Raw genomic sequence first — 14179 nt, 5'->3', positions numbered from 1 at the left:
GTTTTATATAATGATTTAAAAATTTTTCTAAAACCTTTATTTTCTCTTTATTCCACGCATCAATTTTTATACCATCTGTCCATATCCCATATATGTATAAAGAAAAACCAAGCCAGTCAAATACTAGCTTGGTTTTTACGCTTTTGAAAAACGTTCAAAAACGGTCATTAATTCTTCAATTGCTTCGTCACCATTCCCGTTTTTAATAGCTCCTGAAACACAATGATTTGTATGATTCTTTAAGACGCCCATTCCTACTTTTTTCATCGCTGCATTGATCGCTGAAATTTGCACTAGAATATCAACACAATAACGATCATTTTCAATCATATTTTGAATTCCACGAACTTGTCCTTCAATTCTCTTCAATCTATTTATAATTTGCTCTTTTTCTTTTTCTGATCTATGCATAGCCGTTGTTTCCTGCTCTTTATGATCCATATTATCACCTTCTTAAAGTTTCTCTTCATCCAATAAAAACAAATACTTTTTACGAGTATACCAATTATAGCATTAAATATCTATGTAATGATACCCTATATGAGTATCTTATCTTTATATGATTATTCTTAACAAATACTTAGCTTCTCAATCCCAATTATCATTATACCCTTTCCCTTTTTCAAAAAAACAATGAAATCTCCCACTAAAACTCAATAAAAAAAGCCTCAATCATCACAAATTTGAATTGAGACTTTTTTTCTTTCTATTATATATACATCTATTGTTGATCACATAATTTTGTGTCATTAACTACAGAAGTTCCTTCAACGGTAACTGTATGAAAACAATCATTTACACGAACTGTAACAACATTATCTTGTCGATCAATAATATGATATTCATTAAATTCTTTATTTAGAGCACTACGAATTTGTTCTCCTTCATAAATTGGAATACCGTGTGATAAAACCCAAATAAGCCCAGCGATAGCAAGAATAGTTTTCATACGACCTACCTCCTTGAGAATAAAGTGAACTTTTAATCAGTGGTGTTTTCAGCCCTACTGATTATTAGTTGAATCAATTGGGCTATTATGCGGGATAAGTTCATTTCGTTTATAGTATGTTTATGCTAATTGTGACGGAATTGTGACAACTTTTTGTCTCTTTAGACGAAAAGTTGAAACAAAACTTTCAAAAAGGACAATTCTACTTACGTGAACAAAAAGGCTATGGAGAATTTCCTCCATAGCCTTTTTGTTGAATTTTATTAAACGACCATTTCACTATGCTTAATCTTAAGCGTTTCGATTTGAATTGTAGCATGTTCAATATGGAACTCCTGTTTTAACATAGTAATAATATTTTGAAGCACTTCTTGATCGTCCTGTTTTTTATCGATCATTACATGGACACTTAATGCATCTAATCCTGATGTAATTGTCCAAATGTGGAGATCGTGTATATCACGTACACCCTCTACTTCTTTAATAGCTTGCTTAACTTGTTCTATCTCAATTGAAACAGGTGTACCCTCCATAAGTATATGAATGGAATGTTTTGTTACTCCCCATGCACTCTTTAAAATTAATAGCGCTACAACCACTGAAATAATTGGATCTGCAATATACCATGAAAATAACGACATAAGTGCACCAGCTACTAACGCACCAACTGAACCTAAAGCATCTCCAAGAACATGTAAATACGCGCTACGTAAATTGACGTTATTTTTCACATCACCTTGTCTCATAAGAGCCCATGCACTAATTAAATTTGCTAGTAAACCAATTGATGCGATTAACATCATCGGACCACTTGCTACAGTTGGTGGTTCAAAAAACCTTCCAATCGCTTCCCACACGATAAGTCCAGCTACAACAAATAATGTAATACCATTAATTAATGCCGCCAATATTTCAAAACGATAATATCCATACGTTTTTGTAGAAGTAACAGTTCTAGCTGCTAATCCAATGGCAATTAAACTTAATAATAACGAACTCGTATCACTTAACATATGTCCTGAATCAGATAATAAGGCTAAACTATTTGTAACTAGTCCTCCAAAAAATTCAAGAAACATAATAATTGCCGTAATTACTAATGCCGTAATTAAACCTTTCTTATTCCCTTCTCTACTCTCTTCAAAATGATGATGCCCGTGGGAATGCCCGTGAGTATGCCCATGATGTTGGTGACCGTGATGATGTCCCATATAAATTCCTCCTTTTAATCTTGTTTTATCTTTAATAATTCTTATATTGAATTTTCACTTTATTTATAAACGGCTCTTTTCTTACTTGAATTGAACTTGTTGGACAGCCGTCACTAGCTGCCAACATTGCTTTCAAGAAAATTTTTGGGATTCCCATTATTCCTTCATTGTTATCTAATACACCAAATGATTTTCCTTTTCCATCTAATTGATATATATCAGGAGCTACGGAAGCACATAATCCACATGACCCACAATTTTTTTTATTTACGACAGTATAATGTAACAATATAAATCACCTCCGTTATCCACATACAATACATAGGTAGGGTATATTAAACCGTTTGTTTTATACCCATTTTCATTCTTAAATAATAATGACATATCGGTTTTAAATCGTTATCAAATTCATAAACTAATGGTGTTCCTGTTGGAATGTTTACATATTCTATATCTTCATCTGAAATTTGATCTAAATATTTTACTAAAGCTCTTATTGTATTTCCATGCGCTGCAATAATCACTTTTTTTCCATCTTTTAAATTAGGGGCTATTTCTTCATCCCAATATGAAACAACTCGTTTTTCTGTATCTTCTAGATTTTCTGTAAGGGGAAACTTATTATCTTTTAAATCTCTATACTTCGGATGTGCCGCTTCATATCTCTCATCATCTTTTGTAAGAGCTGGTGGGCGTACATTTGTTGAACGTCTCCATAAAGTTACTCTCTCATCACCATATTTTCTCGCTGTTTCTTCTTTATTCAATCCTTGAAGTGCACCGTAATGTCTCTCATTTAATTTCCATGTTTTATGAATAGGTATCCACATCAAATCCATTTCCTCAAGAGTAATCTACAAAGTACGCATCGCCCTTTTTAAAACAGATGTATATGCTATATTGAATGAGAATCCATTGGCTTTCAAAACCTCTCCAGCTTCTCTTGCTTCTCGAAGACCAGCATTTGATAAGTCTATATCTGTCCAGCCTGTAAACCGATTTTCAACATTCCATTCACTTTGTCCGTGTCTTATTAAAAGGAGCTTAATCATACTTATTATCTCCTCTCCTTTTAAAATTGCATTTTCATAAAGAAATTTCTTTATGAAAATGCCTTACTACATATCGAATTCTTTATTTTTCATTTCACTACTATGACTAAACGCTAATTCAATTAATCCATTTACATGAGAATCATCTAATGAATAAAAAACAAGTTTTCCTTCTTTACGCTTTTTTGCTAATCCTATTGTTTGTAACAGTCTTAAATGATGCGAAGCCGTTGCAATACTACTATGAATAATACTGGCGACATCACGTACACAAAGTTCCTTTTCCGTATACAGTGCATACGCAATTTTTAATCGTGTTTCATCCGCGAGTGCCTTGAACATTTTCGCTACACTACTTATATTTTCTTTCTCCAACATGTCACTTGCATGCTTTACTTTTTGCTCATCGTGATAACAAAGTTCACAATGTTCTTCTTTCATAAGTAACACCTCTTATTCAAATATATATTTGATTAATACCTTAAATATGTTTATATAGCAAAGAGAATCCCACATAAAACATAGGATTCTTTTTATATTATTATTGATTTCTCCAAAATAAATTCCCTCTACAAATGACTAATATACCTTAATCCCTTACTTAAAGAAGTCGGCACAACAGATGCATGATTCTCTCCTTCAGCTTCATAAAACTTAAATCTTAACTTCTCATGTTTTAATTGGAGTAGACGCTCTGATAATTCATTTGCATCTACAACCATATGCTCTCGTTCTAAGGAACCAACTGTAAGGAATACTCCCGTTTCAACCTTAGCATTGTTTAATTGATTTATAAGGTTCTCTTCTTTTTCAAGTACAGATTGGTTATTCCACCAAATAGACGGACTACTAATAAAATAATTTTGAAAGGCATTTACATTTGTAAATAGTATATGTAATGCAAATAATCCGCCTAGAGAATGTCCAAATAACGTTTGCTTCTCTTTATCAATTTCAAAATTATTTTCAATTTGTGGTTTCAATTCTTCTTCAATAAACGTAAAGAAGTTATGTGCCCCTCCTGTTTTAGGCCACGGTTTACCATCCGGTTTTAAAGGAGCATCTTTTGAAATTACGGCAGGTGTAAAATCATAGCATCTTTCCTCTCCTGAAAATGCCCCTTCAATCGGATATCCAATACCAACTATAATAGCTGGTGAAACACCTGTTTTTTCTGCTCTAACTGATTGTATTTTAACCGCTTCATGGAATGTTTGAAAAAAGGCATTGCCATCTAATACGTATATGACAGGATATCCTGACTCTGGTGCTGGCTGCCTCGGCTTTGAAATATGAATTTGATATTCCTTACCTTCTAATTTTGAATATATTTTCCACTGTTCTGTATTAGATGTAATAATCTGCTGTTTTTCAATAGTAGTATTCATCTTATATCCCCCCTTTAACTCGTTACATATATTTCTACTTTTTCTTCTTGAGATACAACGCTATCGTATCCGAAACAAACAGGAGACCCATTATACGGATCAATCATGACACGCGCATCAATATGAAATACTTCTTTTAATACTCCATTTGTAATGATTTCTTCTGGGCTACCAGTTATAACAATTTCCCCTTCCTTCATTGCAATAATCTCATCTGAAAATCTAGCTGCATGGTTAATATCATGTAATACCATTACGACCGTACAATTATGTTCTTTATTTAATTTCTCCACGATTTGCAGTACATCTAATTGATGAGACATATCAAGGTATGTAGTTGGTTCATCTAGTAATAAGACTTCTGTCTGTTGTGCTAACGCCATTGCTAGCCAAACCTTTTGTCTTTGTCCACCTGATAAATTTGCAATTTGTCTCGTACGAAATGCTGACGTTTTAGTTACGTCTAATGCCCAATCAATCATTTCTTTATCTTTTGCCGTTAACTTATTCACGTTATTGCGATGTGGATAACGCCCATAAGAAATTAATTCTTCTACTTTAAGTTCTCCTGGAGCGATTGGATTTTGCGGAAGTAACGCTAATTGCTTTGCAATTTCTTTCGTTGGAATTGTATTTAAATCTTGTCCTTGTAAATACACTTTTCCGCTTTTTTGCTTTAAAATTCTTCCCATTGTTTTTAATAATGTCGATTTCCCACAACCATTTGGCCCTATAATTGTCGTTACTTTTCCTTCTTGTATTTCCACATTTAAATCGCGAAACACGGTAAGCTTTTCATAACTTGTTTCTAAACTTTTTGCGCTTAAAATACTCACTTTCATTCCCCCTCTTACGCTTTCGCCTTATAAAGTAAATATAAGAAATACGGTACGCCGACAATTGAAATAACAATTCCAACCGGTAACTCTACAGGTGTGAATACTGTTTTTGCAATAAAGTCTGAAGCAATTACAAGAAACATTCCAATTACTCCGCACGTAGGAATTACATGCTTATGCTGTATACCGACAAGTCTTTTCGCTATATGCGGTGCCATTAGGCCAATAAAACCAATACTTCCTGAAACAGCAACGCATGCACTCACAAGTCCTATACTACTTAATAGTAAAATTGATTTCTCTCGTTCTACTGCAACACCTAAACTCGTAATACTCGTTTCTTCCAATTGAAATAAATCTAATAAATAAGCTTTCTTTTGTATAAGCGGAATTAAAATGATAAGCCACGGTAACATAGCAACAATATACTTCCAGTTTGCACTATATATACTTCCTGATACCCAAACTGCAGCCATTTCAAAATCAGTTGACTTCATTTTGAGTGATAAATACATAGAGAATGCTCCAAATCCTGATCCAATTGCAATCCCTGTTAATAAAAGTCGCTGCGAGTCTAGCTTACCGTTTTTCCAAGAAAACAGATAAATTATTATCGCTGCACCTAATCCACCTATTAAGCCAAACATCGGCATCATCATAATAGAAACCCAGTCTGTGCTCTTTAATTGCCCTTGAAAGAAAAACATAAAAATTACGATTGCTGTACCTGCTCCGGCATTCACTCCTAAAATCCCTGGATCCGCCAGGCCATTTCTCGTAATCCCCTGAATAACGGCCCCTGCAACACCTAGGCCTAATCCTACTAATCCAGCAATTACAATGCGCGGAAGGCGAAACTCAAAAATAACTAAATCATGGTCTGGTACTGGATCTATTCTAAAGAGTGTTTTAAATACATCTGTAATCGTAATATCAAACGTACCATTCGTTAAACTAATATAAATAGCACATAGTATTAAAAATATACTAATCCCCATTGTCATTCCAAAACGTTGACTTGAACTTTTAAGCATGTCTCTCTCCTCCTCTTGTACGGATTAAATAAAGGAAGAATGGAATTCCAATTAAGGAAGTAACGACTCCAATTGGTGTTTCAAATGGATAGTTTACAAATCTACTTAAAATGTCACATAATGCTAAGAAAATTCCACCAATAACGCCTGCACATGGCAAAATCCACTTATAATCTACCCCAATTAAAAAGCGAGTAATGTGTGGAATAATTAATCCTACAAAACCAACTTTCCCCACTAAAGCAACTGCTGTTCCTGTTAAAAAAATAACTGATAAAATTGCCATCACTTTAACTAGTTTTGTACGCTGTCCTAGATTAATAGAAACTTCTTCTCCTAAAGAAAGAATGGTAATAGATTTTGATATGAACAGTGCTAAAACTATCCCAATTATCCCAAAAGGTATCGTAATTTTAATTATATTAGGATCCACTTGATCTAACTTTGCATTAAACCAAAAACTAACATTTTGAGAAATTTGGAAATACGAAGCCATCGCGGCCGATACACTACTTAAAAATGTTCCAATAACTGTTCCTATAATTGCTAATCTAACAGGGGATAATCCATTTTGAAGGAGTGAACCAAAACCGAACACGATACCGGCTCCTAGTGCAGATCCAATCATTGAACATAAAACCATACCGATCGATGACATTCCTGGAAGGAAAATCATACTAAGTGTAATAACAAAGGCTGCACCATCCGTCACACCCATAATAGAAGGGGATGCAAGATAGTTTCTTGTCATCCCCTGCATAAGTGCTCCTGATATGGCTAGAAATGCTCCGACTAAAAGAGCTGCAACTACCCTTGGTAAACGTGAAGTAATAATAATATTATGATTTACATCGCTGGAATCAAAATGAAATAAAGCATTCCACACTGTTTCAGCATCAATGTTTTTCGCCCCATATAAAACAGAAAGTATAACTGTAAATAAAATCAATATGGGCGCTATACATAAAATGGTTACTGGTACCGCATTCGTTTTCTGCATATCATTCAACGCACCTTACTTATTGTATTATTTAGATAAATTTTTCACTGCTTCTTTTAAGAATGCTGTTTTACTCCAAGCTGTGCCACCTTGTGCCATTGGATCTACAACGTTTACAAATACTTTCTTTTCTTTCGCAGCATTCATACTTTGCCAAATTGGATTGCTTTCAATTTCTTCTAGCACTTTCGGGTTTTTATTTTCACTTGCCTCATATTGTAAGAAAATATAATCTGGGTTAAGTTCAGCAAGTTTTTCAAATGAAATTTTCTCTTGTGCTTTTACAGTTTTAAGTTGTTCTGGAGCAGTTAGTCCAAGATCTTTATAAATTACAGGGTTGAAGTATACTCCTTCTGGATATAGGAATAATTCATTTGCTCTTAGTCTAATTACAAGTACTTTTTTGTCTTTTAACTTATCTCCTAATTTTGCTTTTGCTTTTTCAGCGTCCGCATTGTAATCTTTAATAATTTTTTCTGCTTTATCTTTTTTACCAGTTAATTCTCCCATTAACTTTAAGTTATCTTCCCAATCTGTTGAAACGTGTGATACCGGGAACGTCGGAGCTACTTTCGTAAACTTTTCAGCTGTTTCTGCTGGGAATTTCGTACTAGATGTAATAACATCCGGTTTTAATTGAAGTAATGTTTCAAAATTAGGTTGCATTTTTTCACCCACAGATTTTGCACCCTCCAATTCTTTTTCAAGATACTTTGGTAATTTACCACCTACAGTAATTGCACCGACTGGTTTAATTCCAAGTACTGCTGCATCTTCCATCGACTCTAAACTAGCTGTCGCAATTTTATCTACTTTTGCTGGTACTGTATATTCTTTACCTAAATATGTAATTTTTCGTTTTTCATCTTTTTTTGTTTCCGTAGCTTTTGTCTGTTGCTTTTGTTCCCCTGAAGTTTTATCCGTACTATTACATGCTGCTAAACCTACACTTAAAACTGTAACCATCCCTAATGTAAATAATTTCTTGTTCATCTTTATATATCTCCTCTCGAAATCTTTAAATATATTATTTCAACAATGAAACTTAATTATATGAAACTTAATCCTCATCTATATTTCACATCGTTAATAAATCTACGTAAAATGGAGAGCCATTCTCGTTCACTTCCCCTAGTCTTAAATTCTTTACCACCCTCACTCCGCGATAACCATTACCAATGATAATGATTATCGTTATTAAGTATATATTTAATATTAACTTATTTCAAGAATGATTTGAAAAATTTTAAAAAACTGAACAAAAAAGAAGTATCTCCTTTTTTCAGGAAGATACTTCTTTTTTTAGAAATCTATATGTAATTCAACTGGACAATGGTCTGATCCCATCACTTCACTATTAATTTTCGCATCGGTAATTTTATGTTTTAGCCTTTCAGAAGTTACAAAATAATCTAAGCGCCATCCGATATTTTTCGCTCTTGCTCCCATACGGTATGACCACCATGAATATGCTCCTTCTTGATCAGGGTATAAAAAGCGATATGTATCAACAAAGCCTTCTTCTAAAATATTTGTAAACTTCTCTCTTTCTTCATCCGAAAAACCAGGATTTTTTCGATTACTTTTCGGATTTTTTAAATCTATTTCTTTATGGGCAACATTTAAATCTCCACAAAAAACAACTGGTTTCTTTTCATCTAATCGCTTAATATAGGCCCTGAAATCATCTTCCCATTCCATTCTGTAATCTAAACGCTCTAATCCTCGTTTTGAGTTTGGCGTATATAACGTTATTATGTAAAAATCTTCGAATTCTAAAGTAATAACTCTTCCTTCTTGATCATGCTCTTCAATGCCTAAACCATACGTAACAGAAAGCGGTTCTTTTTTCGTAAAAATTGCCGTTCCTGAATAGCCTTTTTTCACAGCATAATTCCAATATGTATAATATCCCTCTGGATTTAAATCAATTTGTCCACATTGTAATTTAATTTCTTGTAGACAAAATATATCTGCATTGGATTCCTCAAGATATTCTAAAAATCCACCTTTTGCGATAACTGCACGCAAACCATTTACATTCCATGAAATTAACTTCACTTATAGTCCTCCTCTTGATGTTCACTTTCAAAGTTCATGCTATCACAAAATAGAAAAACAATCATACTTTCACCTTTGTAATCTTGCTCTTACATTTGTGAATACGTACATACGCACATGATTCAGGTTATACTAATTTCAGAGGTGATGATCTTTGCATAATGAAGGGTTTTCGTTAACAAATGAGTATTGGCAAGCAATTATTCATAATGATTCTTCATATGATAACAAGTTCTTTTATGCTGTGAAATCAACCGGGATCTTTTGCCGACCATCGTGTAAATCGAGAATACCGAATAAAAACAACGTACGAATTTTTCTAAATGCAGAGCAAGCACTGCATGAACACTTTCGTCCGTGCAAACGTTGTAAACCAAATGGGATAATTTTACCTAATGAAGAGTGGATAGAACAAATTAAAGACTATATCGAAAAACATTATGACGAAGCACTAACTCTCGGCCTACTTGCAGAAATGTGCCACGGTAGCCCATTTCATTTACAACGCACGTTCAAAAGAATGACAGGTATAAGTCCAATAGAATATATACAGCAATTCAGAATTACAAAAGCGACAGAATACCTATCACATACAAATCAATCCATTATGGAAATTAGCACTGCTGTTGGGATAGAAAACCCGGAGTATTTCGCGACTTTATTTAAAAAGAAGACAGGATTTACCCCTACTGAATATCGAAAAAAGCACGGAACAAAAGAGGAATGAAATAATGAAACCATATGAAAATAAAACTATATATTGGACATTGCTTATTCATAAACATTGGCGTATGCATATTGCCGCCACTTCAAATGGATTATGCTTCATCGGATCACAAAATAAAACTATTGAGGAACTAAATACGTGGGCTAAAAAAAAACTTCCACAGCATACATTCATCCAAAATCCAGATTATTTGCAAACATATACAAAAGAACTTGTCGAGTATTTGGAAAACAAACTAGAAACCTTTACAATTCCTATCGATGTTTACGGAACTGCATTTCAATTATCTGTTTGGAGTACGGTACGTGAAATTCCTTATGGAAAGACATATTCTTATTCAGAGATTGCAGAAAGAATTCAAAATCCTAAAGCTGTACGTGCTGTTGGAGCTGCTATTGGAGCTAATCCTCTTCTAATTACAATTCCTTGTCACCGTGTTATAGGAAAAGATGGAAAGCTAACTGGTTTTAGAGGGGGATTAGAAATGAAGAATGAATTGCTCAAATTAGAAGCGCTTCGGGAGGAATAAATATGACAGAAGGTTGTAATGAAATATTATCTTTAGTCGTTCCAAAAGAATTTAGTTTTCAAGAAAACTTACGCTATCTATCACGTTCTAAAAATGAATGTATGTTTCATGTTGAAAACAATAAAATCTATAAAGTCATTCCTATTCAAGAAGTAAATCCTTTCGTTGAAATTTGTTTGAATGCCGATGATAATATTCAAATACGTTTTTTAGGAGAATCATATATCTCTGAAAAACGAGTCCGCGATGCTGTAGCTGACTATGTAAAAGAGTGGTTTGATTTAACTACTGATTTAGCTCCCTTTTATAAATTAGCAAAACATGATCGGCTCCTTCAAAAACCCCTTGAAAAGTATTATGGGCTTCGCACTTTAGGTATTCCAGATTTATTTGAAGCACTGTGCTGGGGGATTCTCGGTCAACAAATTAACCTCACATATGCCTATACTCTAAAAAGAAGATTAGTCGAAAACTTTGGCACTTATGTAGAATGGAACGATAGAAAACATTGGATATTCCCCTCACCTGAAGTAATAGCAAATCTAAGTGTAGAAGATCTCGCATTATTAAAAATGACTACAAGAAAATGTGAATACTTAATTGACATCGCACAGCTCATTACAGAAGGTAAATTATCAAAAGAATCTCTATTAGAAATACAAGATGTGAGGCTAGCTGAAAAACAATTAACTAGCATTCGCGGTATAGGGCCATGGACGGCTCACTATGTTTTGATGCGTTGTTTACGATTCCCTTCAGCCTTTCCAATTGATGATGTCGGCCTGCATAATGCTATCAAATTTATTACAGGTTCCGAAAAGAAACCGACTAAAAATGAAATAAAAGAATTTGCAGCAAATTGGACAAGTTGGGAGTCTTACGCGACTTTTTATTTGTGGCGGGTGCTATATTAAAATTTCCTAATAAAAAATAGATAGGAAAACCTATCTATTTTTTCACATGTAAAAACTTCACACATACTGGTTCTGGAACATTTATGCCCGTCTGTACAAGCGTTAACTTACCTGTAAATTCATTCCTAGTAAATAAAGTCAATGTATTAGATTTTTCATTCGCAGCAATTAAAAATCTTTCGGTCGGATCTAAAGAAAAGTCACGTGGCCAATCTCCTTCTGTCGATACTGTTTCAACAAAAGTTAGCTCCCCATTATGCTCGTTCACTCGAAAAACTACGATACTATTATGTCCTCTGTTTGCTGCGTAAACGAATTTGCCATCAGAAGAAATATAAATTGCACTTCCATAACTCTCTTCACTATACTCTTCAGGTAATGTCGAAATGTATTGTTTTTCTTTAAAACTGCCACTCTGTGCATCATATTGCAGTACAATAATTTCTGAACTTAGTTCCGTCATAACGTATGCAAGATGTTTATTGGGATGGAATACAAGATGTCTCGGACCGCTACCAGGTTTAACAGATAAACAAGCAGCTTCCATTAATCCTCCATCACTTTCTTTATATGTAACCACCTTGTCTATTCCTAAATCAACTGCTACTACATATTTTTCATCAGGAGTGAAATTCGCATAATGAGCATGTGCCTTTTCCTGTCTTTCCTTATTCAGTCCTGAACCTTTATGTTCTACAATTGTCGTAGCAGTATTTATACTTCCACTACCCTTTTTCACTATATAAGATTCAACTGTTCCTTTATGATAATTCGCTGCTACTACTGTACTATTCTCTCGATCCACACTTAAATGACACGGCGATGCCCCTTCTAAAAGTTGTGTATTAATCAAATCTAGATTACCCATTTTATTATGAATGGAAAAACTAGCAATTCCACCTAATCCATTATCTTTCGCAACAGAATAAAGGTACTCATTGTTATGACTAATCGTTACATATGTTGGATTTCCTATATGAGCTGCTAATTCAATCCCTTTAATCTTTCCAATTTTCGTATCAAGTATAAATTTATAAATCCCCTTACTATCCGCCTTTGTATATGTCCCTATATAACCATGATACTGATTTTCACTCATAACATTTCCCCCTTTTACACATGTCTTGTAAACAAGTTTCACCTTGTATTTTTTACTATAGAAAAGAACCAAGTAGTACTTCATGACTACTTGGTTCTCTTTTTAAGCTTGCTCTTCAAATCGTCTTGCGATTTCTACAATAACTTGAACAGCTTTTTCCATAGTATCTACCGAAACATATTCAAATTTACCATGGTAGTTTTCACCGCCAGTAAAAATGTTTGGTGTTGGTAATCCCATATATGATAATTGAGATCCATCTGTCCCGCCGCGAATTGGATGAATATTCGGTTCAATATTTAAACTTTTCATTGCCTCATAAGCAATATCAACAATTTCTCTCACCGGTTCAATTTTTTCAAGCATATTATAATATTGATCGTTCATCTCTAAAACAATTGCATCTTCGCCGTACTTTTCTTGCATGTTTTTCACAATATCTTGGATGTTATTTTTACGCGCTTCAAAATGATTACGATCAAAATCTCGAATAATATAATAAGCTTTACTTTGTTCAACATCACCATTTAAAGAAAGTAAATGATAAAACCCTTCATATCCCTCTGTATATTCTGGCGCTTCTTCTACTGGCAAGTATCTATCAAATTCCATAGCGAGTTTACTTGCGTTGCGCATTTTGTTTTTCGCTGTTCCAGGATGTGTATTTGTCCCTTTAAAAGTTAACTTAGCGCTTGCAGCGTTAAAACTTTCATATTCTAAACCACCTAATGGACCTCCGTCCATCGTATAAGCAAATGATGCACCAAACGCTTCTACATCAAAATGAGATGGTCCACGGCCAATCTCTTCATCTGGTGTGAATGCTACTCTTATTTTCCCATGCTTAATTTGCGGATTATGTATTAAATAATTCATTGCCACCATGATTTCTGTAAGACCAGCTTTATCATCTGCTCCAAGAAGTGTTGTACCATCAGTTGTAATAATTGTATGTCCTTTATATGATGGTAATTCCGGGAACTGTTCAGGTGTTAATACAACATTTAACTCCTTATTTAACGTAATCGCATTACCATCAAAATCTTCATGAATTTGTGGTTTTACGTTTTTCCCCGTAAAGTCTGTTGCTGTATCTAAATGTGCTAAAAAACCGATTACAGGAACATCTTTATCTGTATTTGCAGGAAGTGTTGCCATTACATAACCATTATCATCCATCGTCACTTCCGATAATCCAATCTCTTTTAACTCTTCTACTAATAACTTACCAAATTCAATCTGTCCTGGTGTTGTTGGCACTGTATGACTTTCTTCATTTGATTGTGTATCAATCTTCACATATCTCGTAAATCTTTCAATAAGTTCTTTTTTCAAATTCGTTCACTCCTTTTTATATTTCTTTCTCTATTATAATC

The 14179-nt window shown here is 34.0% G+C and carries 16 protein-coding genes and 1 pseudogene; 3 read left to right on the top strand and 14 right to left on the bottom strand.

Annotated features, from left to right (window positions below; genetic code table 11):
- Nucleotides 1-135: 135 nt before the first annotated feature.
- The 12 genes and pseudogenes from AB3X48_RS10295 to AB3X48_RS10240 form a co-directional block, all read right to left on the bottom strand.
- Nucleotides 136-441, bottom strand: a complete 306-nt coding sequence (locus tag AB3X48_RS10295; RefSeq protein ID WP_002160817.1) for a metal-sensing transcriptional repressor — start codon at nucleotides 439-441, stop codon at nucleotides 136-138.
- Between the two features lie 280 nt (nucleotides 442-721).
- Entirely contained in the window at nucleotides 722-949 is a 228-nt protein-coding gene (locus AB3X48_RS10290; protein WP_002160816.1) for a hypothetical protein, read from the bottom strand.
- 263 nt (nucleotides 950-1212) lie between these two features.
- The gene (locus AB3X48_RS10285) at nucleotides 1213-2160 is read right to left on the bottom strand and encodes a cation diffusion facilitator family transporter (protein ID WP_002111281.1); all 948 of its coding nucleotides are present in this window, start codon (nucleotides 2158-2160) and stop codon (nucleotides 1213-1215) included.
- Between the two features lie 31 nt (nucleotides 2161-2191).
- Nucleotides 2192-2449 carry a ferredoxin gene (locus tag AB3X48_RS10280; RefSeq protein WP_016105915.1) on the bottom strand — a complete coding sequence of 86 codons (258 nt, stop codon included), beginning with the start codon at nucleotides 2447-2449 and terminating at the stop codon, nucleotides 2192-2194.
- Between the two features lie 46 nt (nucleotides 2450-2495).
- Nucleotides 2496-3212 (bottom strand): annotated as a pseudogene (gene gpmA / locus AB3X48_RS10275) (2,3-diphosphoglycerate-dependent phosphoglycerate mutase).
- 66 nt (nucleotides 3213-3278) lie between these two features.
- Nucleotides 3279-3653: an ArsR/SmtB family transcription factor gene (locus AB3X48_RS10270; RefSeq protein ID WP_002111285.1), complete on the bottom strand. Its 375-nt coding sequence runs from the start codon at nucleotides 3651-3653 to the stop codon at nucleotides 3279-3281.
- A 128-nt stretch (nucleotides 3654-3781) separates the two neighbouring features.
- Nucleotides 3782-4600: an alpha/beta hydrolase gene (locus tag AB3X48_RS10265; RefSeq protein WP_002199592.1), complete on the bottom strand. Its 819-nt coding sequence runs from the start codon at nucleotides 4598-4600 to the stop codon at nucleotides 3782-3784.
- Between the two features lie 14 nt (nucleotides 4601-4614).
- A complete protein-coding gene (locus tag AB3X48_RS10260) occupies nucleotides 4615-5436 on the bottom strand; it encodes an ABC transporter ATP-binding protein (RefSeq protein ID WP_016105919.1) in 822 nt (273 codons plus the stop codon).
- Nucleotides 5437-5450: 14 nt separating this feature from the next.
- Entirely contained in the window at nucleotides 5451-6473 is a 1023-nt protein-coding gene (locus tag AB3X48_RS10255) for a FecCD family ABC transporter permease (protein ID WP_016105920.1), read from the bottom strand.
- A complete protein-coding gene (locus tag AB3X48_RS10250) occupies nucleotides 6466-7473 on the bottom strand; it encodes a FecCD family ABC transporter permease (protein ID WP_246907727.1) in 1008 nt (335 codons plus the stop codon). The genes AB3X48_RS10255 and AB3X48_RS10250 overlap by 8 nt, the downstream gene beginning before the upstream one ends.
- Before the next feature lie 27 nt (nucleotides 7474-7500).
- Entirely contained in the window at nucleotides 7501-8466 is a 966-nt protein-coding gene (locus AB3X48_RS10245) for an iron-hydroxamate ABC transporter substrate-binding protein (RefSeq protein WP_016105922.1), read from the bottom strand.
- Nucleotides 8467-8775: 309 nt separating this feature from the next.
- Complete coding sequence (locus tag AB3X48_RS10240; RefSeq protein WP_016105923.1) at nucleotides 8776-9534, bottom strand: exodeoxyribonuclease III; 759 nt, start codon at nucleotides 9532-9534, stop codon at nucleotides 8776-8778.
- A gap of 154 nt (nucleotides 9535-9688) precedes the next feature.
- Between AB3X48_RS10240 and AB3X48_RS10235 the strand changes: the two genes are divergently transcribed.
- Genes AB3X48_RS10235 through AB3X48_RS10225 form a run of 3 tightly spaced genes read left to right on the top strand, consistent with a single transcriptional unit; the run spans nucleotide 9689 to nucleotide 11704 of the window.
- Nucleotides 9689-10261, top strand: a complete 573-nt coding sequence (locus AB3X48_RS10235; protein WP_246907729.1) for a bifunctional transcriptional activator/DNA repair enzyme AdaA — start codon at nucleotides 9689-9691, stop codon at nucleotides 10259-10261.
- 4 nt (nucleotides 10262-10265) lie between these two features.
- Nucleotides 10266-10790 carry a methylated-DNA--[protein]-cysteine S-methyltransferase gene (locus AB3X48_RS10230; protein WP_002160804.1) on the top strand — a complete coding sequence of 175 codons (525 nt, stop codon included), beginning with the start codon at nucleotides 10266-10268 and terminating at the stop codon, nucleotides 10788-10790.
- A 2-nt stretch (nucleotides 10791-10792) separates the two neighbouring features.
- Nucleotides 10793-11704: a DNA-3-methyladenine glycosylase 2 gene (locus AB3X48_RS10225; RefSeq protein ID WP_016105926.1), complete on the top strand. Its 912-nt coding sequence runs from the start codon at nucleotides 10793-10795 to the stop codon at nucleotides 11702-11704.
- A 34-nt stretch (nucleotides 11705-11738) separates the two neighbouring features.
- Here AB3X48_RS10225 and AB3X48_RS10220 read toward each other — a convergent pair whose 3' ends face one another.
- On the bottom strand, nucleotides 11739-12803 hold the full coding sequence (locus AB3X48_RS10220) for a lactonase family protein (protein ID WP_088099443.1): 1065 nt from the start codon (nucleotides 12801-12803) through the stop codon (nucleotides 11739-11741).
- Between the two features lie 102 nt (nucleotides 12804-12905).
- The gene (pepT, locus tag AB3X48_RS10215; RefSeq protein WP_088099444.1) at nucleotides 12906-14138 is read right to left on the bottom strand and encodes a peptidase T; all 1233 of its coding nucleotides are present in this window, start codon (nucleotides 14136-14138) and stop codon (nucleotides 12906-12908) included.
- Between the last annotated feature and the right edge of the window lie 41 nt (nucleotides 14139-14179).

Origin of the sequence: Bacillus sp. S4, from assembly GCF_040838205.1 — a bacterium.
Lineage (GTDB): Bacteria > Bacillota > Bacilli > Bacillales > Bacillaceae_G > Bacillus_A > Bacillus_A cereus_U.
The sequence above is the reverse complement of the archived record's forward strand: the minus strand, read 5'-3'. Positions and strand labels throughout refer to the sequence as shown.